The 23,596-nt window shown below is 62.1% G+C and carries 16 protein-coding genes; 9 read left to right on the forward strand and 7 right to left on the reverse strand.

Going from position 1 to position 23,596, the window contains the following annotated elements; all coding sequences use genetic code 11:
* The first annotated feature begins 233 nt into the window (after window positions 1–233).
* From VGL22_RS11245 to VGL22_RS11270, 6 genes are all read left to right on the forward strand, one after another.
* Window positions 234–1,076 (forward strand): AAA-type ATPase lid domain-containing protein, encoded by an 843-nt coding sequence (locus VGL22_RS11245; RefSeq protein WP_465267016.1) that lies wholly within the window; start codon window positions 234–236, stop codon window positions 1,074–1,076.
* 120 nt (window positions 1,077–1,196) lie between these two features.
* Window positions 1,197–2,990: a DUF885 domain-containing protein gene (locus VGL22_RS11250; protein WP_465267017.1), complete on the forward strand. Its 1,794-nt coding sequence runs from the start codon at window positions 1,197–1,199 to the stop codon at window positions 2,988–2,990.
* Between the two features lie 150 nt (window positions 2,991–3,140).
* Window positions 3,141–4,646, forward strand: a complete 1,506-nt coding sequence (locus VGL22_RS11255) for a GGDEF domain-containing protein (protein ID WP_465267018.1) — start codon at window positions 3,141–3,143, stop codon at window positions 4,644–4,646.
* A gap of 97 nt (window positions 4,647–4,743) precedes the next feature.
* Entirely contained in the window at window positions 4,744–5,598 is an 855-nt protein-coding gene (gene proC, locus VGL22_RS11260; protein ID WP_465267019.1) for a pyrroline-5-carboxylate reductase, read from the forward strand.
* On the forward strand, window positions 5,595–6,749 hold the full coding sequence (locus tag VGL22_RS11265; RefSeq protein ID WP_465267020.1) for an acyltransferase family protein: 1,155 nt from the start codon (window positions 5,595–5,597) through the stop codon (window positions 6,747–6,749). The genes proC and VGL22_RS11265 overlap by 4 nt, the downstream gene beginning before the upstream one ends.
* A gap of 135 nt (window positions 6,750–6,884) precedes the next feature.
* Window positions 6,885–8,120, forward strand: coding sequence for an acetate/propionate family kinase (locus tag VGL22_RS11270; protein ID WP_465267021.1), 1,236 nt, complete (start codon window positions 6,885–6,887; stop codon window positions 8,118–8,120).
* Here VGL22_RS11270 and VGL22_RS11275 read toward each other — a convergent pair.
* From VGL22_RS11275 to malQ, 6 genes are all read right to left on the reverse strand, one after another.
* Window positions 8,100–9,509 carry a phytoene desaturase family protein gene (locus VGL22_RS11275; RefSeq protein WP_465267022.1) on the reverse strand — a complete coding sequence of 470 codons (1,410 nt, stop codon included), beginning with the start codon at window positions 9,507–9,509 and terminating at the stop codon, window positions 8,100–8,102. The two genes, VGL22_RS11270 and VGL22_RS11275, sit on opposite strands and share 21 nt — an antisense overlap.
* Before the next feature lie 8 nt (window positions 9,510–9,517).
* Complete coding sequence (locus VGL22_RS11280) at window positions 9,518–11,122, reverse strand: lipase maturation factor family protein (protein WP_465267023.1); 1,605 nt, start codon at window positions 11,120–11,122, stop codon at window positions 9,518–9,520.
* A gap of 67 nt (window positions 11,123–11,189) precedes the next feature.
* The gene (locus tag VGL22_RS11285) at window positions 11,190–12,869 is read right to left on the reverse strand and encodes a hypothetical protein (RefSeq protein WP_465267024.1); all 1,680 of its coding nucleotides are present in this window, start codon (window positions 12,867–12,869) and stop codon (window positions 11,190–11,192) included.
* Window positions 12,857–13,654, reverse strand: a complete 798-nt coding sequence (locus VGL22_RS11290; RefSeq protein WP_465267025.1) for an ABC transporter ATP-binding protein — start codon at window positions 13,652–13,654, stop codon at window positions 12,857–12,859. The genes VGL22_RS11285 and VGL22_RS11290 overlap by 13 nt, the downstream gene beginning before the upstream one ends.
* A 63-nt stretch (window positions 13,655–13,717) precedes the next feature.
* A complete protein-coding gene (locus tag VGL22_RS11295) occupies window positions 13,718–13,933 on the reverse strand; it encodes a hypothetical protein (protein ID WP_465267026.1) in 216 nt (71 codons plus the stop codon).
* A gap of 206 nt (window positions 13,934–14,139) precedes the next feature.
* Complete coding sequence (gene malQ / locus VGL22_RS11300; RefSeq protein ID WP_465267027.1) at window positions 14,140–15,702, reverse strand: 4-alpha-glucanotransferase; 1,563 nt, start codon at window positions 15,700–15,702, stop codon at window positions 14,140–14,142.
* A gap of 169 nt (window positions 15,703–15,871) precedes the next feature.
* Between malQ and VGL22_RS11305 the strand changes: the two genes are divergently transcribed.
* Both VGL22_RS11305 and VGL22_RS11310 read left to right on the forward strand, forming a co-directional pair.
* Window positions 15,872–18,565, forward strand: coding sequence for a glycoside hydrolase family 2 protein (locus tag VGL22_RS11305; RefSeq protein ID WP_465267028.1), 2,694 nt, complete (start codon window positions 15,872–15,874; stop codon window positions 18,563–18,565).
* A gap of 169 nt (window positions 18,566–18,734) precedes the next feature.
* Entirely contained in the window at window positions 18,735–20,897 is a 2,163-nt protein-coding gene (locus VGL22_RS11310; protein WP_465267029.1) for a multicopper oxidase family protein, read from the forward strand.
* Between the two features lie 10 nt (window positions 20,898–20,907).
* On the opposite strand, the gene VGL22_RS11315 is transcribed toward VGL22_RS11310, so the two are convergent.
* Window positions 20,908–21,375, reverse strand: a complete 468-nt coding sequence (locus VGL22_RS11315; RefSeq protein ID WP_465267030.1) for a hypothetical protein — start codon at window positions 21,373–21,375, stop codon at window positions 20,908–20,910.
* A gap of 295 nt (window positions 21,376–21,670) precedes the next feature.
* Here VGL22_RS11315 and VGL22_RS11320 point away from each other — a divergent pair, with 295 nt between their 5' ends.
* Complete coding sequence (locus tag VGL22_RS11320; protein ID WP_465267031.1) at window positions 21,671–23,536, forward strand: FG-GAP-like repeat-containing protein; 1,866 nt, start codon at window positions 21,671–21,673, stop codon at window positions 23,534–23,536.
* Window positions 23,537–23,596 lie beyond the last annotated feature (60 nt).

Here is a 23,596-nt window from a genome sequence, read left to right on the forward strand (position 1 = left end):
GTTCCCTTTTTCCCTTGTTCCCTTGTTCCCTCTGCCGCTTGTTGTCCGCCCTCAAGCTTTTCTCCCGTGCGCCGATGAAACACGTGTTGGCAAGATTGCACAAAATTGAGTCACGGAGGCGAGACATTTTGACAGCCATGCAGAACGCCGCGCAATGTCGAATCCCGCTTCTCTCCAGTCATCCGATAGCGGGGCCTGCTCTGGTTGCGATGGAGTCGGCCAATGAGGTCTCAATGGCAGGAGTGAGCGCTCCCTGGCGCAAGCTTCTGCTGCAGGCCGAAATGGCCGCTCCCCACGTCCAGGTGGCCTCCATCGAAGGCGAGCATGGCGCGGGGAAACAGACTCTGGCTCGTTATCTTTTGAGCCGCTCGCCTCTGGCTGGGTCGGCTTTCCAGCGCCGCGATGCGCGCGAGTGGCTTTTGCGCGACTCCGACCCGTCGGACCTTGCTGGTTTCACATATCTGGACCGCGTGGATCTGCTGGCGCCTCCGGGACAGGGCCTTCTGCTCAGCGTGCTCAAATCTCTGCAGGACATTCCGCACGGCCGGGTCATGCTGGTCGCATCGTCGCAGACGCCCTTGCGGCAAATGGCCGGCCAGGGCCTGCTGATGCCGGACCTCGCCTTCCGTCTCACCGCGGTGCGTTTCGGAGTGCCGCCGCTGCGGATGCGCAAGGAAGACATCCCTCCGATCGCGCAGGAGTTGCTTGATCGCATCTGCGCCCGCTACCAGCACCGGCCCGTTGAGCTGGGTCCGGGCGCAATGGCGCGTCTGTTGCAGCACGGGTGGCCGGGAAATGTGCGCGAGCTGGCCAGCGTTCTGGAATCGGCCTTGTTTGAAGCTGTCAACGATGTCATCCGCCCCGGCGATCTGGCGATTCCATCCTGCGGTGAAGTACCTTTCGAGCCGCCAGCCGTGGCCGGCTCAGGCGGCAGCCTCACGCTTGACGATGTGATCCGCCGGCATGTGCAGTATGTGGTCGATCTGAATCGCGGCAACAAGCTGCGCTCTGCGCGCCAGCTCGGCATCAGCCGCTCCACCCTATACCGCATCCTCGGCGACGAGACGATCCTCTAGTCATCACAGTGCGAGCAAGGCCGCTATGCGCTCGGCCGGCGCGGCAACTGGGGTGAGTAAGCATGCACCCGCTGCTCTACACTCGACGATAGATAGATACTTCTATCCGAGGACCCGCCGTTGCGCCCCATCCAGTTCGCTTCTCTCGCCGCTGCCGTTCTGCTGATCCCTTCCTTTGCGTTAGCCCAGAAGCTGAGGGATGTGGGACCCGCCGCCGGCGCGCCGGTGGCCGAGCGCCGCGCCGCGATGAACGCTCTCTTTCAGCAATACTGGGACGCAAGCCTGGAGCGCAGCCCTGAGTTTGCCTCCACCCTGGGCGACAAGCGGTGGAACGACAAGATTACTGACTACTCTGCCAGAGCACGCAACGCCTGGCTCGAGAAGGAGCAGGATTTCCTTCTGAAGCTGGGCGCCGTGGATGACACCGGCTTCACGGACGCCGAAAAGACCAGCCGCGAGCTCCTGCTGCGCGAATTTGCGGACGACATCGAGGCCGCCGACTTCAGGGAATGGGAGATGCCGGTGGACCAGATGCATGGCATCTACGAAACCTATCCGGGCCTGGCCAATCATCTCAGTTTCAAAGAGGCGAAGGATTACGAAGACTGGATTGCGCGCCTCAAGGCCATTCCCACGGCGTTCGCCCAAGTCACCGAGAACATGTCCATAGGGATGGACGACCATCGGGTTCCGCCAAAATATCTGCTGAAGCAGACGCTGGACCAGGTGAAAGAACTGGCTGCTCAAAAGCCGGAAGATTCGCCGCTTGCGGCTCCGCTGAAGAAGTTTCCTTCGTCCATTACGCCTGCCGAGCAGCAACTGATGCGCGCCGAGACGCTGAAAGCGATCGAGGAGCGCGTGTTGCCGGCTTACCAGCGCTTCGCGCGCTTCCTTGAGGTGAGCTACATACCGGCGGGCCGCGACGAGCCCGGCATCTGGTCGATTCCCGACGGGGCGAAGTATTACCAGTTCCTCATCCGCCGCGAGACCACACTGAAGCTCACCCCCGAGCAGATTCACCAGATCGGATTGGAGGAAGTGAAGCGCGACGAAGCCGAGATGCTGGCGATTGCGCAGAAGCTCGGCTTCAAGGACCTCGCGTCCTTCCGCGCCAGCCTCAAGGACAATCCCAAGCTCAAGCCGGCGTCGCCGCAGGCGCTGCTGGATGCGTACCAGGGGCACGTCAACGAGATGCAGGCCAAGCTGCCTCAGCTTTTCGGCCGGCTGCCGAAGAACAAGCTCGAGGTGGTGCGCATGCCGGAATACCTGGAGAAGACCGCGCCGCCTGCCTACTACGATCCCGGCTCGCCGACTGCGGGACGCCCGGGCCATCTATGGGTGAATCTCTACAACGTGCCGAACCGCAGCCTGCTGAACGTGGAGGCCATCTCGTATCACGAGGGGCTGCCCGGCCATCATCTGCAGTTCTCCATTGCGCAGGAGCAGGAGGGTGTGCCGGAGTTTCGCAAGCATGACGAGTACACAGCTTTCGTCGAGGGTTGGGCGCTTTACTCCGAGCAACTGGGCAAGGATATTGGCTTCTACGAGGATCCCTACTCCGACTTCGGGCGGCTTGACGCGGACATGTGGCGTGCCATCCGCCTGGTGGTGGACACGGGCGTGCACGCGCAGCACTGGACCCGGCAGCAGATGGTGGATTATTTCCACGAGCACTCGTCGCTGGATGAGCCTACTGTGCAGTCTGAGGTGGATCGTTACATTGCGTGGCCGGCGCAGGCGCTGGCCTACAAGGCGGGGCAGATGAAGATCCTGGAGCTTCGCGCAAGGGCGCGTAAAACCCTTGGCACCAGGTTCGAGTTACCAGCGTTTCACGATCAGGTACTAGACGCCGGTGCCATGCCGTTGGATATGCTTGAGTTGAGAATCGACGCCTGGGTTGCCGCGCAGAAATGAGCGAGCATGGTGAACCGTCTCTGCGGTTGCTGACAAAGTTGCCGATCATCTGAATTGACAAGCGGTAGAGAATGCAGCGAAGGACGGCCGTTGCTTGTCCTGAGAGCTGCTGTTGTGATTTTTCATTTTGAATCCCCGGGAGGGTCCTGCGTGACAAAGATCCGGACGAGTCCGGCGATTGGCATCGTCGTGTCCGTGGCCTTGCTGTGCGCGCATTCCGGCCTGGCGATCGCCTTTCCTCAGCAATCGGACGCCCTCTCCTATGTGTTCTACATCTTCTGGTCGCTTGCGGCTCTGTGTGCCTGTTCGTGGAGAGCGCTCCGCTCGGGGCTGGCGGTGCGTCGCAGCTGGGCGCTTCTGGCCATAGCGCTGCTGTTCTGGGTGGGCGGCACCGTCATCGCGATCCATGCGCAGTTCTTCCAGCACGCGTCTTCTGACTTCGCCACGATCGACGATTTTTTCTATTTCTTCTACGCAGTGCCCATCCTGCTGGCCATTACGTCCCCTCAGGATATGCAGCTGGGTACGGTATTTTTCTGGCTGGACGGCATTCAGATTGTGGCTATCGGTTTTCTTGCGTACACCGCATTCTTTGCGGTGATCCCGTTTTCGGGTGGAACCCTCCATCCTGTTCCGGTGCAGCGGCTAATCGGCATCTATGACGTGGAAGATTTTCTGGTTGCGCTACTTGCTCCCATTCGCGCCCTCGCCTGTCCGCGTGGATCGGCCGAGCGCCGCTATTTCAAGGCTCTCAGCGCGTATCTATGGATCTATGCCGTCTCAGCCTCCATCTACAACCACATCGTCGCCAGCCAGAACGATGCGGGCGTGCTGGACATGCTGGTAGACATTCCCTTCGTGGTGCTTGCACTCACGGCCTGGCTGGATTGGCCGCCGGCGGGTGTTCCCGGTGAAGGCAAGAACCGGCGTCCGCTTGCCGTGGTGATCGACAATGCCCGGCCTATTCTGCTGGGGCTGGCACTGGTGGCTCTCAGCGGCTGGAATGCACGCACCCACTTGAACCTGGCGATGGGCATGATCTTCGGCGCCTTTGTGGTTTACGGGATTCGGTCCGCCATGCTGCAGAACCGGTTTTCGCAGACGCAGAAGGCGCTTGAACAGGCCAGCGAACGGCTGGAACGGCTGGTGCTGCAGGACGGTCTCACCGGCATTGCGAATCGCCGCTGCTTCGATCAGCGCTTTTTGCAGGAATGGGCACGCGCGCGGCGGACCGGCAGTCCCCTTTCTCTGCTGCTTATTGACATCGACCACTTCAAGAAGCTGAACGATACCTATGGCCATCTCACCGGGGACGAGTGCCTGGTGCAGGTGGCGCATCTTCTGCAGACAACCATCAGCCGGCCCGGCGACCTGCTGGCACGGTACGGCGGAGAAGAGTTTATCGCTCTGCTGCCTGAAACTGACGATGCTGGGGCCCTCAACGTGGCGGAGCGTCTGCAGAGCACGTTGTCCCGCTCTCAGCCTTTGCCTTCAATCGATCGCCAGGTCACCATCAGCATTGGCGTAACCACGTGGATGCGTATCAACGGCACTCCTGCGGAAGCCATACTCGCCACCGCCGATCGCGCCCTCTACGTGGCCAAACAGAACGGTCGCAACCGCACCGAATATCTTCCCCTCGACACGGAGCCCTGACCTCGACGGGGGCCGGTTGGCACTTGAACCCATCAGGCGCGTATCCTGTTCACAGCATCATCAAGTCCCCGAAACTACCAGAATCACAAGGAAGAAAATGGCGGACATCTCCGTTGAGGCCAATCAAATTCCTGCACAGTTGCCGAACGTACGGGTTGCAGTGCTGGGCGCCGGAAAGATGGGCGGAATCCTTCTGCAGGCATTTCTCAAGCAGAATCTCTTCGCTCCCGAGCAGATTTTTGCCACTGTTGCGCATGCCGAGCGCGCGATTGCGCTCAGTACCCAGTGGGGGGTGGACGTAAGCACGGATAATCTTGAAGCGGCGCGCCGGGCCGATTTGATCCTGCTTGGAGTGAAGCCCTTCCAGGTGCCGCATCTCGTGGAGCAGATCAAGCCCGCGCTCACGACTGCCAAAACGATTGTCTCTTTTGCCGCCAGCGTGAAGACGAGCGCCATTGAAGAGGCCGCGGGGCTTGAGATGGCGGTGATCCGCGCGATGCCGAACACGCCATCCGCGCTGGGTGCGGGCGCAGCGGGTTTGTGCCGCGGCCGCTTTGTCAAAGCGGAGCAGATGGAGCTGGCGCAGCGCATTTTTGAGACCGTGGGCCGCACCGTGGTTGTGGACGAGAAACACATGGACGCGGTGACGGGCCTATCGGCGTCCGGGCCGGCCTACATCTACATCGTCATTGAGGCGCTGGCCGAAGCCGGCGTGAAGGTGGGCCTGCCGCGCGACACGGCCACGCAGCTCGCCGCGCAGACGGTGTTCGGCGCCGGCAAGATGGTGCTCGAAACGGGCTATCATCCCGCGCTGCTCAAGGACGCGGTAACCACGCCGGCCGGCTGTACGGTCGACGGCCTCCTCGAGCTGGAAGCAGGCGGCCTGCGCGTTACGCTGATCAAGGCCGTGATGCGCGCGACGGAACGCGCCAAGGAACTGGCTGCCGGGTGACGGTGGGGAAAGAACGCGAGGGGCTTGACCGCGAACCAGCCGGCGAACCGGGCGTTGAAACGGCAGATGAGATGGTCGGGACTCCAGAGCTCGCCAAGCCCGCGCGCCCGGTGTGGCTTCCCTCTTACATCCCTGAACTACAGGGTTTGCGCGGCATTGCCGTGCTGGCGGTCGTGCTTTATCACTCGCATCCGCGGCTTGCAGGCACGCCGCTTTACGGCGCTTCGCTCTGGGGATGGGCCGGCGTCAACCTGTTCTTCGTTCTGTCGGGATTTCTGATCACGTCGATTCTTCTGGAAGCGCGGGAGAAGCCGCATTACTTCCGCAACTTCTATGGACGCCGTGCACTGCGCATCTGGCCGATCTATCTGCTGGTTCTGGCCGTCTGCTATCTGAAAGCCGACTGGTTCATTGGCGCGCCGGTCTGGCAGTCCATCCGCACCGCGCCCTGGTGGGCGTATCTGCTGTTTGTGCAGAACCTGTTTCACCTTGACCTTCCTCCGGGGCTGGGGCCCACGTGGTCGCTTGCCATCGAGGAGCAGTACTACTTTCTTTGGGCGCCGGTGGTGCGCTTTCTGCGCAGGCCGTGGATGCTGGGCTCCGTGCTGGCGGCGGCACTCGTTGTCTCGCCGCTTTTGCGCGCTACTCATTTTGGGTGGATCACGAAGACGCACACGCTGACGCATCTTGACGGAATTGCGATGGGCAGCCTGCTTTCGCTCGCGCTTTACACGCTGCCCCTGCAGCGCCGCACGTGGATCGCGCTTGGGCTGTGCGCCATGGCTTTGGGATTCACGATGGCGGCAACGTTTGCGGGTGGGACGGCGCTGCTGGACTCTGCGCTTAGCTGCGGTTTTGGGGGCGCGGTGCTTGCCGCGATTGCCTCTACCGGGTGGGAGAGCCCACTGAATGCACTGCTGCGCCGCGGACCGCTGCCCTTCTACGGTCGCATCAGCTATGGCATGTATATGACGCACATCCTGGTGTTCATCTATTACGGCTGGGTGGATGCGCGCATGGACCGTTACGGCATCCCCGGCAATCTCGCAGTCGTCGCGTTCCGCCTTGCCGCCTGCACGGCGGCGGCAACGTTACTGTGGTACGGCTTCGAATCCCGCATCCTCAAGCTCAAGCGATATTTCGAACGCTGAAACGCATCCGCTCCCTGAGTCATAGCGCTCATCTGCCGTGATCTCAATCACCGGATTTTGACGGATCCGCTGTTAGCCTGAACAGTGGTCAAGCCGCGCGGCGCGATCCACCATTTAAGATCGAGGCTCTTACCCATGGCGTCCTTTCCAGTGCTGGTTCTGAACAGCGGTTCTTCCTCCATCAAGTTCGGCATCTACGAAGCAGCCGGCGATCAGCGCATCAAGCTCTTTGAAGGCGCAGTCGACGGCATCGGCACAGAACTGGGCAAGTTCTGGATGAAGGATGGCGAGGGAAGAAAGATCATCGATGAGACGCCCGCGCTGCCCAATCGCGCGGTGGCCTTTGCGCTGGTCTCGGACGCGCTGCATTCCGGCAAATTCCCGTCGCCGCTGGCCATCGGGCATCGCACCGTGTGCGGCGGTCCGTCCATCAGCGAGAACCAGCACATCACGACCGAACTCATTGACGAGATCGACAGCCACTCCGCGCTCGCGCCTCTGCACACGCCCATCGCCGTCTACATCATGCGCGAAGCGCTCAAGCTCTTTCCCGGCGTGCCCAACTTCGCCGTTCTCGATACCTACTTCCATCGGACCATGTCAGAGCTGGTGAAGGCGATGCCGATCCCCGCCGAATTTGCAGCGATGGGCGTGCGCCGCTACGGGTATCACGGCATCTCGTATGAATCGATCATTCACCAGTTGCGGCCCAACGTTCCGGAAAAGCTGATCGTGGCGCACCTGGGAAACGGCGCATCCATGACCGCTATCCGCAACGGCGAGTGCGTTGACACTTCCATGGGCCTCACGCCCACAGGCGGCATCATCAGCGGCACGCGCACCGGCGACATCGATCCCGGCGTGCTGCTGTTCATGCTCAACAAGATCGCCGAGACGGGTGTGAGCGCAAAAGAAGCCGCGGACCAGCTCGAAACTCTGGTCAGCAAAAAGTCCGGCCTTCTGGGCATGAGCCAGCTCTCGAACGACATGCGCGACCTGCGCGGCGCGATCGACGACGGCAACGTTCAGGCGCGGCTCGCCGTAGACAAGTTTGTGTGGACGATCCAGAAGTGGATCGGCAGCTTTGTGGCGGAGCTTGGCGGGCTCGACATGCTGGTGTTCACCGGCGGCATTGGCGAGAACGACATTGCCTCGCGCGCGGAGATGTGCGCCGGCCTGGAAGCTTTGGGAATCAGGGTGGATGCCGAGCGCAACAACGTGCGCGGAGCAGCGGTCATCTCTGCCGCGGACTCGCGCGTGATTGTGCGCGTGATTCCTCCGGCGGAAGATTTGATGATCGTCAACCACGTCATGCGCCTGCTGGCGGAGCAGCCCAGCCCCGAATCCGCTTTAGAGGCGCAGATCGCGTAGCGCAGCCTGCGCGGCGTTGTAGCCGCACATCCCGTGGACTCCGCCTCCTGGCGGGGTCGATGCGGAGCACAGATACAGCCCCTCTGTTCCAGTGCGATAACTGCGGATGCTGGGCCGGAAGAGCACCTGCCTCATGTGGAACGCGCCGGCGTTGATGTCGCCGCCGCTCAGGTTGGCATCCATCCGCTCGAGATCCGCCGGAGTGGAAACACGCCGCGCCAGCACGCAGTCGCGGAACCCCGGCGCAAACCGTTCGATCTGGTCCTCCATGGCCCTGGTGCGATCCATTGTTGCGCCGTTGGGAACATGGCAGTATGCCCAGGCGGTGTGTTGCCCTGCCGGCGCGCGGATGGGATCAAACAGAGAGGGCTGCGTGAGCAGGACGTATGGGACCTGCGGGATGCGTCCTCTCCACACCTCGTGCTCGGAGCTCGCGATTTCGGCATAGGTGCCGCCGAGGTGCACGGTCATGGCTCGACGGCAACCGGCTGCTTTCCAGGGAATCGGCTCTGACAGCGCGTAATCGATCTTGAATGCGCCCGGACCGTATTCAAACTGCTCGAGGCTGCGACGGTAGGTAGGTGCGAGACGCGATCCGGCAATCTGCAGCAACTGATGCGCAGTCACATCGAACATCGCGATGGCATCGCGCATATCGATTTCGCTGAGCGACTGGATGCGCCTGCCAGTATGCACCACGCCGCCCAGTTGCTCGAGCCTGCGGATCAAAGCATCGGGAATGGCCTGAGCGCCTCCTCTGGCCACCGGCCAGCCGACCGCGGGGGCGCTGGCGCCGAACATCATGCCCACTGCGGAGCTCATCATCTGATCGAACGAAAGCATCGAGTGGCCCGCGATTCCGGCCAGCAGCACGCGGGCGCGCTCCGTCTTGAAGCGCCGCGCCAGCACGTCCGCCGGCAGCGCAGCGTACATGCCGAATCGCGCGAGCAGGACGGGATGTTTGGGTACGTGGATCGGCGGCCGCAGTATGTCGTCTGCAAGGTCCCACCACCGTTCGGCGCCGGGCCGCATGAGGTTCACCCATGCCTTGCCGTCTTCGCCGAGTTCGCGCTTCTGCGCTTCCAGCGAGTTCTCAAGAAAGACCGCAGTGCCATCATCGAGCGGATGCGCAACGCAAGCCTCGCCGTGCACCCACTCGAGGCCGAGATCCTTGAGCGGCAGGGTGCGGAAGAATGGCGAGCCGGCACCCAGCGGATACACCGAAGAACCGAAGTCGTTGCGAAACCCGGGCACCGTGAGTTCCATGGTCCGCGCCGCGCCGCCGGGCTGCTCTTCCGCTTCGAACACTTCTACCTGCAGCCCTGCCTGCGCCAGCACCACTGCGGCCGAGAGTCCGTTCGGTCCGGCGCCAATCACGTTGGCTCGCATCTTCACTCCTAATCGTGCCGCGGCAAATCATCCGCCGGCGCGCTGATCTCAAACTGTCCGTCCGGCGTGCGCTCAATAGCCGGAGCATACAGGCCCAGCATTTCGCGGCGCCACCAGTTGCCCGTGCGGCGCTTCTCCTCCAGGGTCGTGAACCAGTACTGCCAAAGCACCGCGCGCACAAAGCGCGGCCCCGATCCGTTGAACGGGTCACTGCGAAACAGGCCGATCACGTCGCGATCGTTGTTGAGCAGCTTCTCTTCCGTAACCGGCACGATCTCGTTCTGCTGCCAGCTGCCCAGGGACGCGAACCAGAGGTTCCAGTCGAAGCGCGGCTGATACGGTGCATAGAGCCCTGGCGCTTGGTTCAGCAGCTGTGGCTTGTGGGTGAAGAGATAGGGCCGCCAATTCTGCCCGTCATTCGAGCCCTGAAATTCAATCTCGTATCTGCCGCGCGTCATTACTGCGAACAGGCCGTACTGATTCGCGATGCGGAATTGCTCGATCGCGGCCGCCGGTTTCATTGGCAGCAGATTACCGGCGACCATGTCTACCAACTCCGCCACGGTTGCATAGCCGATCCACGACAGTATGCACGCTGAGACCACCAGACCCACGGCATGCAGGGTACTCCGAATAGGATGCGCGGCCGCGCGGACGGGTTCCTCATCGCCCAGCGGCCGCGCCGGCCGGAACCGCGACGGGAACACACGCCTGAGGTACACGTCATCCAGCAGCAGAAAGCCCAGCGCCAGCACAATGTAATTCAGAAACGCATAATTGCCCGTGAGGATCACGCCGATCTCCCACGGCGTCACGATAAGGAAGCAGATGAGCCGCACGCGCCGCGGCAAGAACAGCATCCACACCAGCACGAACTCCATGAGCAGCGTGCCCACCACGCTGGCCGCGTGGAACCAGTGCGGCAGATGCTGCACATACCAGCCGATCCATGAAGGCAGCGGGCTGTTCTGGTAGTACTGATCCATCGCAGTGAAGTTGCGCCACTGGGGATCGCCGCTCAGCTCCTTCACGATACCGGATTCGAAGTAGATGCGGAACCACTCCCCGCGCAGCAGCCACAGGCTCATGCGCGAGGGCGGCTGCTCCATTGCGAGCCCCGGCCAGAGGCCGGCGGGCGCAAAGAAGAGCGAGATGAATCCTGCCTCGAGCAGCATGCCGTCTGACTGATAGCTTGAGAAATCTCCGGCCGCCGCGACGAACGAGAGAAAGCACGCCCAGCAGATGAAGAGGCTGAGCCGCGGGCCCACGTTGCAGAACGCGAGCAGCGACGCGACGATGCCGAGCCACGTCACGGTCATCACGGCTGCGGAACTCGAAGACACCCAGAACAGCGTGGGCACATGCCAATAGCACCAATGCCCGTAATACTGCGCGGCGGCCCGCAGATAGTTGCCCGCCGGCTCAATGCCGTGCGGGCCGATCAGGCCTTTGATCTGAAAGACAAGCGAGAAGAACGCGGAGAAGTAGATCAGGGCCAGCGCGCGCAGCCAGATCCAGCGCGCCAGGGCGGCGTTGCGCTCGCCCATCTGCGGATCGAACCATGCCCGCAAGGAGGGTCGCCGCGGAATCTGGATACTGGTCTCCACGGTCATTGGAGGCTCAGCCAAACGCCTGAGTTGTACTTCCGCGGTCTGAGTTGTGGTTCGCGGGCACACCAACTCAGTCGGGCTTGGCGAGGGTTGCGATCAGTTCATCGCGACGCCGATTCGCGATCCCATCCACACGGCCCAGCATGTGCATCCAGCCAAACACGGCGCCAACAGCCAACGCCACAAAGATCGGCACCGCCAGCCAGAGCCGGCCGAGCCAGCCGCACAAAGCAAACACACCGGCTCCCAGCCCCATGGTGACAAGCTGGATGAGAAGGCTCAGCAAGGCATTCGCCTGCGAGCCCTTGTGTTTTCCGATGCGGCTCAGGTTGATCTTGTAGGGCATCAGCAGTGAGAAGGCATTGCCGGCCGCCAGGTGAACCGGCAGCGCAAACAACACCCACGCCGCGCTGGCTGCAATGGCATCGGGCGGGGGGGTGCCGAATCTCCAGCAAGCCACAACGCCCACAAGGACCGCGACGATAGCGAACAGCGCAGAGTGGAACAGGTTCTTTGCCAGGACCACGGTGCGGATGGGCGTGGGCGAAAGAAACAGAAGCTGAATCCCCGCGCCCTCGCCGCCCAGGTTGTTATAGATGAGCTGCGTGAACCCGACTATCGCGTATGCGAGGGACAGCAAAAGCCCGAGCGGAATATGACGTGACGGGCTGCTCACATTCCGATTTACGCTTGCCAGCACGAACACCACAATGATGGGCGACCCAACCTGATAGAGCAGCGGGATAGCCCGCAGCAGCGTGCGCAGTTCCTTTTCGAATACGGCCGCAATTGGCCCTGAGCCGCCCACCGACCACTCGCGCCCCTTGCGTTCGGCCTCACTGCGTTTCGGTCCTTCCCCGAGATTTTCACCGCGATACTCGGCGCGCAGCCGAGCGGCCAGCGTGGCCCCGGTGGCGGTGGCGAACAGTCCCAGCGCGCATAGCGCGCCCAACGCCTGCACGGGCCGGCGGTCCTGCCCCTGCTGCAATGTCATCGCGGCCAATCCCGGCGGGAGCCAGCGTTGCACCAGATCCGCCTCATGCAGCCAATGAAGAGCCGCCGTGCGCGTTGCGGCATTGAAGGGAGGCTTGTTGGGGCTCTGTCGCAGCGCCGGATTCAGCAACTGCAACCCCAGCATCAGCAGAAAAAAGATCGCCATCACGATTTCGCGCGTGCGCCGCTGCGCCAGCCAGCGCTCAATCCAGGCAAAGATGGTGCGCACCAGCAGCACGTTGAAGATCGCAAACACCAGCAGCGCCAACGTCGCCCACACAAACAGGCCGGGCCGCGCCACCACCATGCCGACCCACAGTCCCATGCTGCAGAACGCGCCCACAATCGTTGAGGCGTCAATCAATCCGAACAGCAGATTGAGGACGAAGAACGTGCCAAAGCTCACTGGAAAGCGCAGCAGCCCGGCCAGGTCAAACTGCTGTTGAAAAGAGGCAATCGTGATTGGGACCAACTGCCAGATTAGAAAGACTGTCCAGAACAGGACAGGCAGGAACGTCCATTCGCCGTGCGACACCATGGCATAGGCCGCAGCTCCCAGCCCCGTCGCGATGGAGAGGCCAATGAACGAAAACAGGATGCTTGTGGCGATGCGCGCTCCCAGTTCCAGCGCGCCGCGGGTGGAGCGGATGGTGTTCCGGAACATGATCCAACGGATCCGCGCCAGAGCGCCATATTGTGCACGCGACTGCGGGCTGAGCACCCCATGCGCATGCGACAGTCCGGCTACGCCAGCCATGACAGCTCCTGCGTCGGCTCGGTGCCGCCGGCGCCCACAATCGATAAGAAGATTTCTTCGAGCGTGAGCTTTTGGTCAGCCTCGGCACCTGGCAGGGTGCTGGCCACCCCGACGCGCAGTTCTTCAAGCGAACCGTTGGCAACGAGCTGGCCCCTGCTGATGATGGCGACGTGGCTGCAGAGCCGCTCGACAATCTCCAGCACGTGCGTGGTCAGGAAGATGGTGGCGCCGCGCTGGATCATTCCCTGCAGCATGGTCTTCAGCATGCCTGCCGCAATCGCATCGACGCCCTCAAACGGCTCATCGAGGAACAGCAGCTTGGGCCCGTGGATCACTGCGGCGGCCAGGGCCAGCTTCTTCTGCATGCCGTGGGAGAAGTCGGTGACCAGCTTGCGGCCCTCGTTAGCCAGTTGCATGAACTCGAGCAGTTCCCCGGCACGGCGATTCGCGGTGTCGTGATCAAGCCCGTACATGCGGCCTACAAAGCTGAGATACTCGGTTGCGGTGAGGCGGCCGAGGAGCGCCATGCCTTCAGGAACGACGCCGATCTGGCGTTTGAGGTCGAGCGAAGATGCGTGAAACGGCTGGCCGAGTATTTCGATGGTTCCCGCACTCGGCTCCAGCAGTCCGGTGAGCATCTTGATGGTGGTGGACTTCCCTGCCCCGTTCGGGCCGAGGAATCCGAAGAACTGTCCGGGCGCTACGCTGAAGGCGACGTTCTCGACAGCCGTGAGTTCGCCGAATTGCCGTGTAAGCCCGCGGGTCTGAATGGCAGCGATTTCCATGTGGGGCAAGGATAACAAGGAACAAGTTCTGCGGGAAACGGCATCAAGACCAAGCTGTCTGGATCATTGCTTGATCGGTTCGTCCGACGGTTTGGAGGACTTCACCCAGCCCGGATGTTCTTTCGCGATCTCTTGACCAATTTCCCCGCCCAGCCGTCCTCCGATGCGAGCGGTCTCGGCCATGACATCACTTTGAATCTTGACCGCATTCTCGCTAAGCTTCTGCTGCAGTTGGGCCGATGCGGGGAGGTCTCTCGACTCTTTTTTCGCCGCGATCACTCTCGGCCGAAGCCTGGCCGTTCTGAGGAGGAGCAGAGTTTACCTGCTGAGCCGGCATGCGAAGTGTCATGCCTGCCGCCAAAAGAAAGTACAGGACGGATTTCACCAGAGAGCCCGAGAGCGCAGGGCGTCAGGCAGCTTACGCCCTTTCTTCAGATAGAGAAATTGGGGGAAGGCTATCACCAAAGAAACGTCGTTGTCTCTTCCTAGATAGAGTCGGGTGAATCGACCTCTTCCAGCTTTTCCCCCAACGGATCATTCTCGCGATCCGTCACCTCGACAACCTCGGCCAGCTTGGCCGCCAGTTCATTTGTCCACAGTCTCTCCGGCGCGCGCCAGCTCCAGTTGCCTTGCGGGACCGCCGGCGTATTCATGCGCCCCTCGGAGCCCATCTCGAACAGATCCTGGGCGGGCACAATCGCGAGTTGCGCCACGCTGCCCTCCACTGCGCGAATCAGGGGCCATACCGGGCTCGCCTTCTTATCGGTCTCCACACCCACACACGCAGCAGCCGCCTTCCGCTCCACGTCGCTTGCCAACTCCCACCAGCCGCGGGTGGTGTCGTTGTCGTGCGTTCCGGTGTAAGCGACCATATCCAGCGTGTACTGATGCGGCAGGTGCATGTGGGCGCCCTTGTCTGTGAACCCAAACTGAATGACGCGCATGCCCGGGAAGCCGGCATCCATGCGCAACTGATCCACATCTTTCGTAATCAGGCCCAGATCTTCCGCCACAATGGCGAGCGGACCCAGGGCGCGCTCCAGCGCCTGGAAGAGTTCCAGGCCGGGTGCCTTGACCCACTTGCCGTGAATCGCGGTCTCTTCTTCCGCGGGAATCGCCCAATAAGCCTGGAAGCCGCGGAAATGGTCGAGCCGCACGATGTCATAGATCTCTTTGGCGCGGGCCATGCGCTGAATCCACCAGTCGAAACCCTGCGCGCGCAAGACATCCCAGCGGTAGAGCGGATTGCCCCAGCGCTGCCCTGTCGCTGAGAAATAATCCGGCGGGACACCGGCGACACGAATCGGCTTCAGGTCTTCGTCCAGTTCGAAGATCTCAGGATGCGTCCACACATCGGCCGAATCCATGTTCACGAAGATGGCCACGTCGCCCAGGATTCGGATTCCGTCGCGCCTGCCGGCCTCGCGCAGATCTTCCCACTGGCGCGTGAACGCATACTGCAGCACCTGTTCCAGGGCCAGGTGGCGGCGGTGTTCGCGCGCAATCGCATCCAGCGCTGCACGGTCCCGCTTGCGCACCTCTTCGGGCCACGCGGTCCACGCGCCGGTGTTGTACCTGGCGCGCAGCACGGCGTAGAGCACATAGTCCGTGAGCCAGTTGGCCTCCCGCTGGCAGAACTCCTGGAACTCCGCCCACTGGTTTGCCAGCTTCGCGTCGTGGGGACCGCGATCGAGGAAATTCCCGGCCGCCTCATAGAGCAGCGGCAGCTTGCGCGTTTCCACTTGGTGGAAGTTGACCGCGCCCGCGCGCCCGGCGAGACCCGCGATGCGCTGACCCGCGATCCAGCCCCAGTCCGACAGAAACTCGAGACTGATGAGATACGGATTCCCCGCAAATGCCGAGGAGCTTGCATAGGGCGAGTTGCCAAAGCCCGTAGGACACAGCGGCAGCACCTGCCACACGTGCTGTTTTGCGTCGGCGAGAAACTTCAAGAACTCATAAGCGGCCGGCCCCATATCGCCGATGCCGCCATAGGAAGGAAGGGAGCTGACGTGCAACAAGATGCCCGAGGAACGCTGGAATTCCATGTCACCATTATCCGATGCGCTCCAGCACAGTTGTGTCCGCCGGGCACCGAGGGCTTTTCTCATGCAGATTCGTAGTTTCCGGAGGCGGGCCGACCCCGGCTACAATGGCTAGTTCATCGCGCACTGCTCCATCCGCGCGCGAAAATCCCAGATGAGTGAGGAAGAATCGTTGACCTCTCGAAAGAGCTTTTGCCTCGGTTTGATATCGGTCCCACTGGCCCTGCTGCTTTGCACTCCTCTCCGCGCAGCGGCCCAGTCCGCTCCGCCCGCGGCTGTAACTGTCGCGTCCGGCTGGCAGCTCCAGGATGCCGCCAAGGTGAAAGACTCGGCCGAGAAGGTTTCCTCGTCAGGATTCAGTCCCGCCGGCTGGTACACGGCCACTGTTCCCGGCACCGTGCTCACCACACTCGTCAACAATAAGGTCTATCCCGATCCGGCGTACGGCGAGAACAACCGCCCCGAGATCATTCCTGAGTCCCTCAACAAAGCGTCGTACTGGTACCGCACGGCGGTCGAGGTGCCCGGGAACTATGCCGGGCGGCACGTCTGGCTTAACTTCGACGGCATCAACTATTCGTCTGAGGTCTGGGTCAACGGCGCAAAGGTGGGCACTACGCGGGGTGCCTTCATTCGCGGCAAATTCGACATCACAGAGCGGGTGAAGCCCGGGCAGAAGGCCGTGGTTGCGGTGCTGGTTTGGCCGCAGCCGCACCCCGGCGTGCCCATTGAGCACACCCTCAAGAACGGCCTGGGGAAGAACGGCGGCATCACCGCGCTCGACGGGCCTACGTTCCTCTCCACCATTGGATGGGACTGGCTGCCCGGCATCCGCGACCGCGACACCGGGATCTGGCAGAAGGTGTACCTTTCCGCCACAGGCCCGGTGCTGGTGAAGGACCCGCTGGTCACTACCGACCTGCCGCTGCCGCGCAGGGATTCGTCTGACGTCGCCGTTCAGGCCACCGTGGAGAACGTCACCGATCAGCCGCAGAAAGGCGTGCTCAAAGGCGCCATCGAGAACATCACGTTCGAGCAGACGGTTGAAATCCCGGCGCACGGTTCGCAGAAGATCACCTTCGATGCCAAGACCACGCCGGCGCTCCACATCGAAAACCCGCGCCTGTGGTGGCCCAACGGCTACGGTCCGCAGAACCTTTACAAGCTGCACCTGAGCTTCGAAGCGGCCGGTACAACGTCCGACGCACAGGACGTGAGCTTCGGCGTACGCAAGATCACTTACTCGGTCCCCGATTCCGAAAACCTCACCATCAGCATCAACGGCGTGCGCGTGTTCATCAGGGGCGGCGACTGGGGTCTCGACGAGATGCTCAAGCGCATTCCGCGCGAGCGTCTCGATGCCGAGATCCACATGCACCAGCTCGCCAACCTCAATCTCATTCGCAACTGGGTGGGCCAGTCGACGGGCGAGGACTTCTACGAGTTGTGCGACAAGTACGGCATCCTGCTCTGGGACGAGTTCTTCCAGCCTAACCCCTCAGATGGCCCTGACCCCGACGACCTGGTCACTTACATGGCCAATGTGCGCGACAAGATTCTCCGCTTCCGCAACCACCCGTCGATCGCCGTGTGGTGCGCGCGGAACGAGGGCTTCCCGCCCAAGTCGATTGACGACAAGCTTCAGGTCCTGATGTCTGAGCTTGAACCCACGCGGCGCTATCAGCCGAGTTCTACTTCAGGCGCCGGCGTGCGCTCCAACGGTCCATACCACTGGCGCACGCCTAAAGAGTTCTACCTCGTGACCGACGACTTCTTCAAAACCGAAACCGGCTCCCTCTCTGTGCCCACGCTCGAGTCCATTCACGGCATGATGCCGCAGAAGGACTGGGAGTCGATCAACGACGATTGGGCCGAGCACGACTTTGCCCGCGGGGCGCAGTGGGGCGACAAGTACAAGGGCCAGCTTGAAGACCGCTACGGCAAGGTGCGCAATCTAGCGGACTTCGTGCGCAAGGCGCAGCTGATGAACTTTGAGGCGTACCGCGCCATGTATGAAGGCCGCAACGCGCAGCTCTTTCATCCCACCACGGCCATCATCACCTGGATGTCAGCGCCCGCGCAGCCCAGCTTTGTGTGGCAGCTCTACCACTACGACCTCGAGCCGAGCGCATCGCTTTTCGGCGTACGCTCAGCCGGCGAGTTGCAGCACGTCCAGCTCAACGAATCCACCGGGCAGGTGCAGATCATCAATAACCTGCCCACGCCGCTGGAGAACGCTGTGGTCCACGAGACGGTCTACAAACCGAACGGCTCAGTCGCGTACCAGCACGACGCCCAAGTGACCGCGCCTGCCGACACAGCCACCTCCGCCGGCCCGGTGGACGCACCCGCCAAGGTGGGGAAGAACCTCTCTCTCCTGAAGCTCGATCTGCACGACGCCAATGGCAAGCTGCTCTCGACCAATTTCTACTGGCGCGGCGCAACCGGCAGCCCCGACGATCTCAAAAAGCTCGACAAGCTCTCGAAGGTTGCGCTCGACGCTAGTGTGACGCGTAACGATTCGGAGGGGCGCGCCCGCATCGCCTTAACCCTCCGCAACTCGTCAAAGCACATCGCCCTCATGGCGCATGTGCAGCTCCGCCGCAAATCCGGCGAGCGCGTCTTGCCTGTGTACTACGACGGCAACTATGTTTCGCTGGCGCCCGGCGAAAGCCGGACCATCAACGTCGACGCCGACCTCAAAGACCTTCACGGCGAAGATGCCCTGATGGTCCTCGATGGCTGGAACACGACCGTCACGCCCGCATCGGCTTCCGGCGTCTCCATCGCGCCCAACAAGGAAGCTGATCCGATGCAGTCGCCTGAAACGGGGCTACCCTTCCAGACGGAAGGCCTGAGGCAATAGGCGGGGGCGGCGCGAATGAAAAACAAGCCGGAGTGGCCGCCCGCTCCGGCTGCTTTTTTTGCCTGGCGACCGTTGCAAACTTACATTGAGATGAAAATGACAGTGTCGTCATTTTCCTAGCAACTCATATCCCGCCTCGCTGAATCGAATCCAGTGGGGGAAATCCACTTTGATACGCAAGATTCTTCTTGGGATGGGATTGTTGTGTCTTTTTGCAAGCTGCAGTGACGTTCACAATTCCAGCTCACCGCAAGCATCCTTCCCGGACCCGCCGGCGTTCACCAGCGCGAACGGCGTGCTCGATCTGCTGATGATCGCGGAGCCTTCGCCGGTCACGCTTGGCGGGTTCAAGCCTACGGCCTGGGTTTTTCAAGTCTGCGAGATCGCCGACGCGCAGGGCGATCAGTGCCCTGCGGATCCCCGCACGGCCGCGCCTTACGGCGGCGTGCGCCTCCAGCTCATGCCCGGCGATCACCTGCGCATCCGTCTTATCAACCATCTGCCGCCCGTTCCCGATGATGCCGAGAATGCGCACGGCAACGATCCCATGATGAACGAGATGCTGGCCGCCAACCCCGTGAATATTCATACCCACGGGTTGATCGTTGAACCCCGCAAAGCCGACGCCTCCGACCCTACATACGGCGACTACGTCTATGTTCTCGGCTATCCCTCGGGCAAAATGCCGTCGATGGTGATGGCTGACGAAACCGCCACAGACCAGCCCATCCAATACGACATCTATATTCCCCCGAACCATCCCTCCGGCATCTTCTGGTTCCATCCCCACGTGCATGGGCTCGGCGGCAATCAGCTCTCGGAAGGCTTGTCAGGGCTGATCACCATTGGCGCGGTCAGCGACTACGTTCAATCCGCCGCAACCATACCGGTCCACTACATCGCCCTTAAAGACATGCAGGTGCTGCCCAGCGGCGAGGTGCAGGACCAGGAAGACGCCGCCTATTGCAATCAGGATCCCGACGATGGCGACAACCGCGAAGGCGCCTGCGACGGAGAAGACCGCTCCAATGATCCGGACGACCCTGAGGGGTCCAATTACACCGGCGGCCGCTGGCTCTTCACGATCAACGGGCAAGTCTATCCGTCGCTCAGTGTGACGGAATCCACGGGTCAGATCTGGCGCCTGCTCAACACCGGCCCCACTCGCGCCTACGATCTGGTTCTCCAGGACGATCAGACCAAGGCGCCGCTGCAGTTTCAGGTGCTCTCGCTCGATGGCGTGGCCCTGGCTCCGCCCGCGGGCAGCGACCTGGCCCACATTCGCGCCGCCACGGCCGGCAAGGTCGAAGCGGTGGCGTGCAGCGGCTCGTCCTCGGGCGCCAATGCGCCGGTCTGCGCCAACCACCTTGTGATGTATCCGAGCGCGCGCGCGGAAATCTGGATCGCTCCTCAATCCGGCTCGTCATCGGCCACCCTCATCACAAAGGGAGTCAATACCGGCCCGATCGGCGATTCATGGCCGTCAATCAAGCTGTCGCACGTGTCGTTCGGCAGTTCGACGGGCACCTCGGCGATCCATCTCTTCGGCCAGGCCTCCAGCAGGTCCATAAGCCGCCCGCAGGTCCGTGCCGTCGGGCGCAACCTGCTCTCGTCCACAGGGCTGCTGGGCGCGCCGGTCACCGCGAGTTTCAATGGCGTGGGACCAGATGTTTCCCTCCGCGATGCGCAGGCGGCAGCGGCCGGAAAATCCAGCAGCGTGCCGGCTCTTCAGCATCCGCTCACGGCGCAGCAGATGCACACCATGCACATGGAAATGGCCGAGCTATCCAAGCCGGTGAAATCGCTCGCCTCGCCCGCGTGCACTGCGCTGCCCTCCGGCCATCGCCGCCGCATTTTCTTCGGGGTCCCACCCTGGAACCCGGATCAGTTCGGGCTTGGGTATGAGGAGGTGGATGAGAACGACAATCCGGTTGCCGGCACTTACCAGGAGATCTCGCCGTTCGATCCCAACAGCATCAACGTCTGCCTGCCGCTCGCACCGGGCAACCAGCCCGTCACCGAGGAGTGGGAGTTGGTGAACGTCGCGGGCGAGGTGCACAACTTCCATATGCATCAGACCAAGTTCTACGTGGAATCGGACAATGCGCCGCAAGGCGACGGGGGCGCGCTGATGGATAACGTGCCGCTCCCCACCGGCGGGACCAACTGCGACGGCAGCGTTGCGCTATGGCGTCTGGGCACCTGCAAAGTGCCGACGGTGCGGGTAAAGATCCCGTTCGCCGAGGTGGGTGATTTTGTTTACCACTGCCACATCGGCGAGCACCAGGATGGGGGCATGATGGCGCACATTCGCGTCATCGCCAGCCGGTAGCTCCGCGGCCTCAGAACGTCCTCACCGGAGCCGGCTGTTCGGCTCCGGCCTGTCCGGTTTTGATCTCGGCGACGTAAAAGTTCTCGCCCGGCACTTTGTATCCTGCCAGCCGCCGCATCATGGCCAACTGGCCCACGTGGTTGATGGCGTCGGCGATTGGGCCCTGAAAGAGCCGCTCCAGCTCCGCGCGCACCGGCTCCGGGCCTGCCAGATACCCATCGAGCGCGGTCAGGGCGGCGAAAAACCGTGCTTTTTCTTCGCCCCATGGCAGCGGCTCGGAGTTATGCCAGCGCTGCTGCCCCTGCGCACTGCTAAGGGCCCAGTCGAACAGGTCGCCCATGTGCGCCAGAATCTGCGCCGGCGTCTTGCCGCAGCCGGTGAACGCCGCGAATTCGTCCGGCGAGCCTTGGAGCGCGCGGTTTGCCCGATACGCCAGCGCCGCCAATGTATGACGCAGAAACTCCCGTTTTTCGTCCATGCCGCACTATATCAATCACGGCGCGGCTTTCCGATCTCCAGCCAGGGACGTTCGAGAAATCGCCATGCGCATGAAGCTGCGCATTTGCCGTATCGAAATTGACGAATGCGGAGATGAGGACCAGAATGTCTGGTGTGACTGCAGAGTACGCCCGCCACACGCTTCGATACATCCGATAAAATCTGCGCGCAGTTCTCATCAGGCCCGTAGACATCTGCATAGACTTTTCCGGCGCCCCACCTTCGCCGGATGTCCCTTCGGGACTTCTTGCTTCTGCCCCGTTTGAGGAGGTCGTATGTCCTACCTTCGCTGCGCACTCGCCGCGGCTGTTTCCACCCTGTTTGCCTGCGCCGCCATGGCGCAAAAAACTGTCACCTTCAACGCGAAAACTGTTGCCGGAGGCAATCGACCCGGCAATCTTTACACCACCGATTTCAACAAAGACGGTCTTCCTGACATCCTTCAGGACACCGCTGAGACCCCGGACGGCTGGTCCGTCATCCTCGCCTCCGGTCCGGGCAACTTCCGTTCTCCGGTGCTGGGAGCGGAGCGCTGGGGCATGGATGTGACGCAGCTTCCGCTCGCCATCGCCGACTTCAATGGCGACGGCATCCCCGATGTGGCTGTGGCGATCCACGGTACTTATTACGTCAACGTGTATCTCGGCAAAGCCGATGGAACCTTGGCAACCGTAGAGACACAGACGGACACCTACAACCCGGACATCCCTTACTTCGCGGATTACTCAGCGACGTCCGCGGCCGACTTCAATAGCGATGGCAAAGCCGATCTGATTGCGGAGCACTACGCGTCCGGTGGGACGCCCCGCGCGCTTTATGTGTATACGGGCAATGGCGATGGCCGTTTCGGGATCGTCGGGGCCCTCGCCTTTGCGGAGCCCTCCGGGACCGAGGTGCACAACGTGGTGGTCGGCGATTTCAATGGGGACGGTCATGCCGATGTGGCGTTCGTGAATACTACGCTTTGCGCCTCCGGGTCGACCGTCTGCTCCGCAGTGCTGCATGTGTTGTATGGGGACGGCAAACTGGGCTTCCGCGACACGACCGTCTACACGGCCCATGGGCCTTTCAACATTTCAGCGGGCGACCTGAACAGCGACGGAAAGACCGATCTGTTCGGAGTGGATGCAGCGGCAGGCCAGCTGGCGGTCTTCTACGGAGGAGGAACGGGGACCTTCTCAAGCTATTTCAGCTCCGTGCCTCCCGGCACTTTCGGCGCCACTTCGGCCGGCGGGTCGCTGAGCGGGTTTGAGAATTACACGCAAGACACGACCAATGCTCCCTTCTCGCCTCAGCTTGCCATGGCCGATTTCAATGCCGACTGGAAGATGGACCTGGCCGGCTACGAGCACAACGCCGGCACCGGAAAAGACAGCCTGGTCTTCTTCCTCTCGACGGGGAGCCCGGGCGCATTCACTACCCAGATCCAGCCGCTTCCCTCGCACCTCTACACCACCAATCCGATTGTGGCCGACTTCAACCATGACGGGAAGCCTGACGTCGCCGTCAACCAGAGCGATGGCGGCAGTTCAAACATGACAGTGTTTATCAACAGCACCAGCGGGGGCATCTGGAGCAATTGTCTCTATCCACCGAAGGGCATCAACGTGTGCTCGCCCAACCAGACGGCGGTCTCGCCGGTGGCCTTCAGCGCCTCCGCGGGATCTTACGGTGACGTTCGCAAGATGGAATTGTGGATCGACGGCAAGAAGATCGAGGAGCAGAACTACACGTGGGGAACGAAGGCCTGGTTCAACTCTTCCGCCTCTCTTGCCAACGGCACGCACGCCATTACGTTCTACTCCGGAGATATCGACAACGCGCTGCAGAAGGTCAATTTCAGCCTGAACGTGGGGCCGCCGGTCTGCGCCGCCCCATCCGCGCCGGGAATTGCCGTGTGCACCCCGACGGCGGGAGCAACGGTCGGGCGGCCTATTGCAGTGCACGCGTCGGCCACCGTGGACGGCACCTTTGCGCGCATGGAGATCTGGGTGGATGGCGTGAAGGAGTACACGCAAGCGACCACACCTTACCTTGATGCGGCGGTGCCGGCGCCGCCCGGATCGCACCAGATGGACATCTATGCCGTCAACACGCTTGGGGCCTCCTGGCACTCAGTTGTGAATGTGACAGCGCACTGAGTGACTGGGATCTATGGTTGGGCATCGCACACCGCGTCGATAGGGCGGGCCATCGATAAG

Origin of the sequence: Occallatibacter sp., assembly GCF_036502485.1 — a bacterium.
GTDB lineage: Bacteria > Acidobacteriota > Terriglobia > Terriglobales > Acidobacteriaceae > Telmatobacter.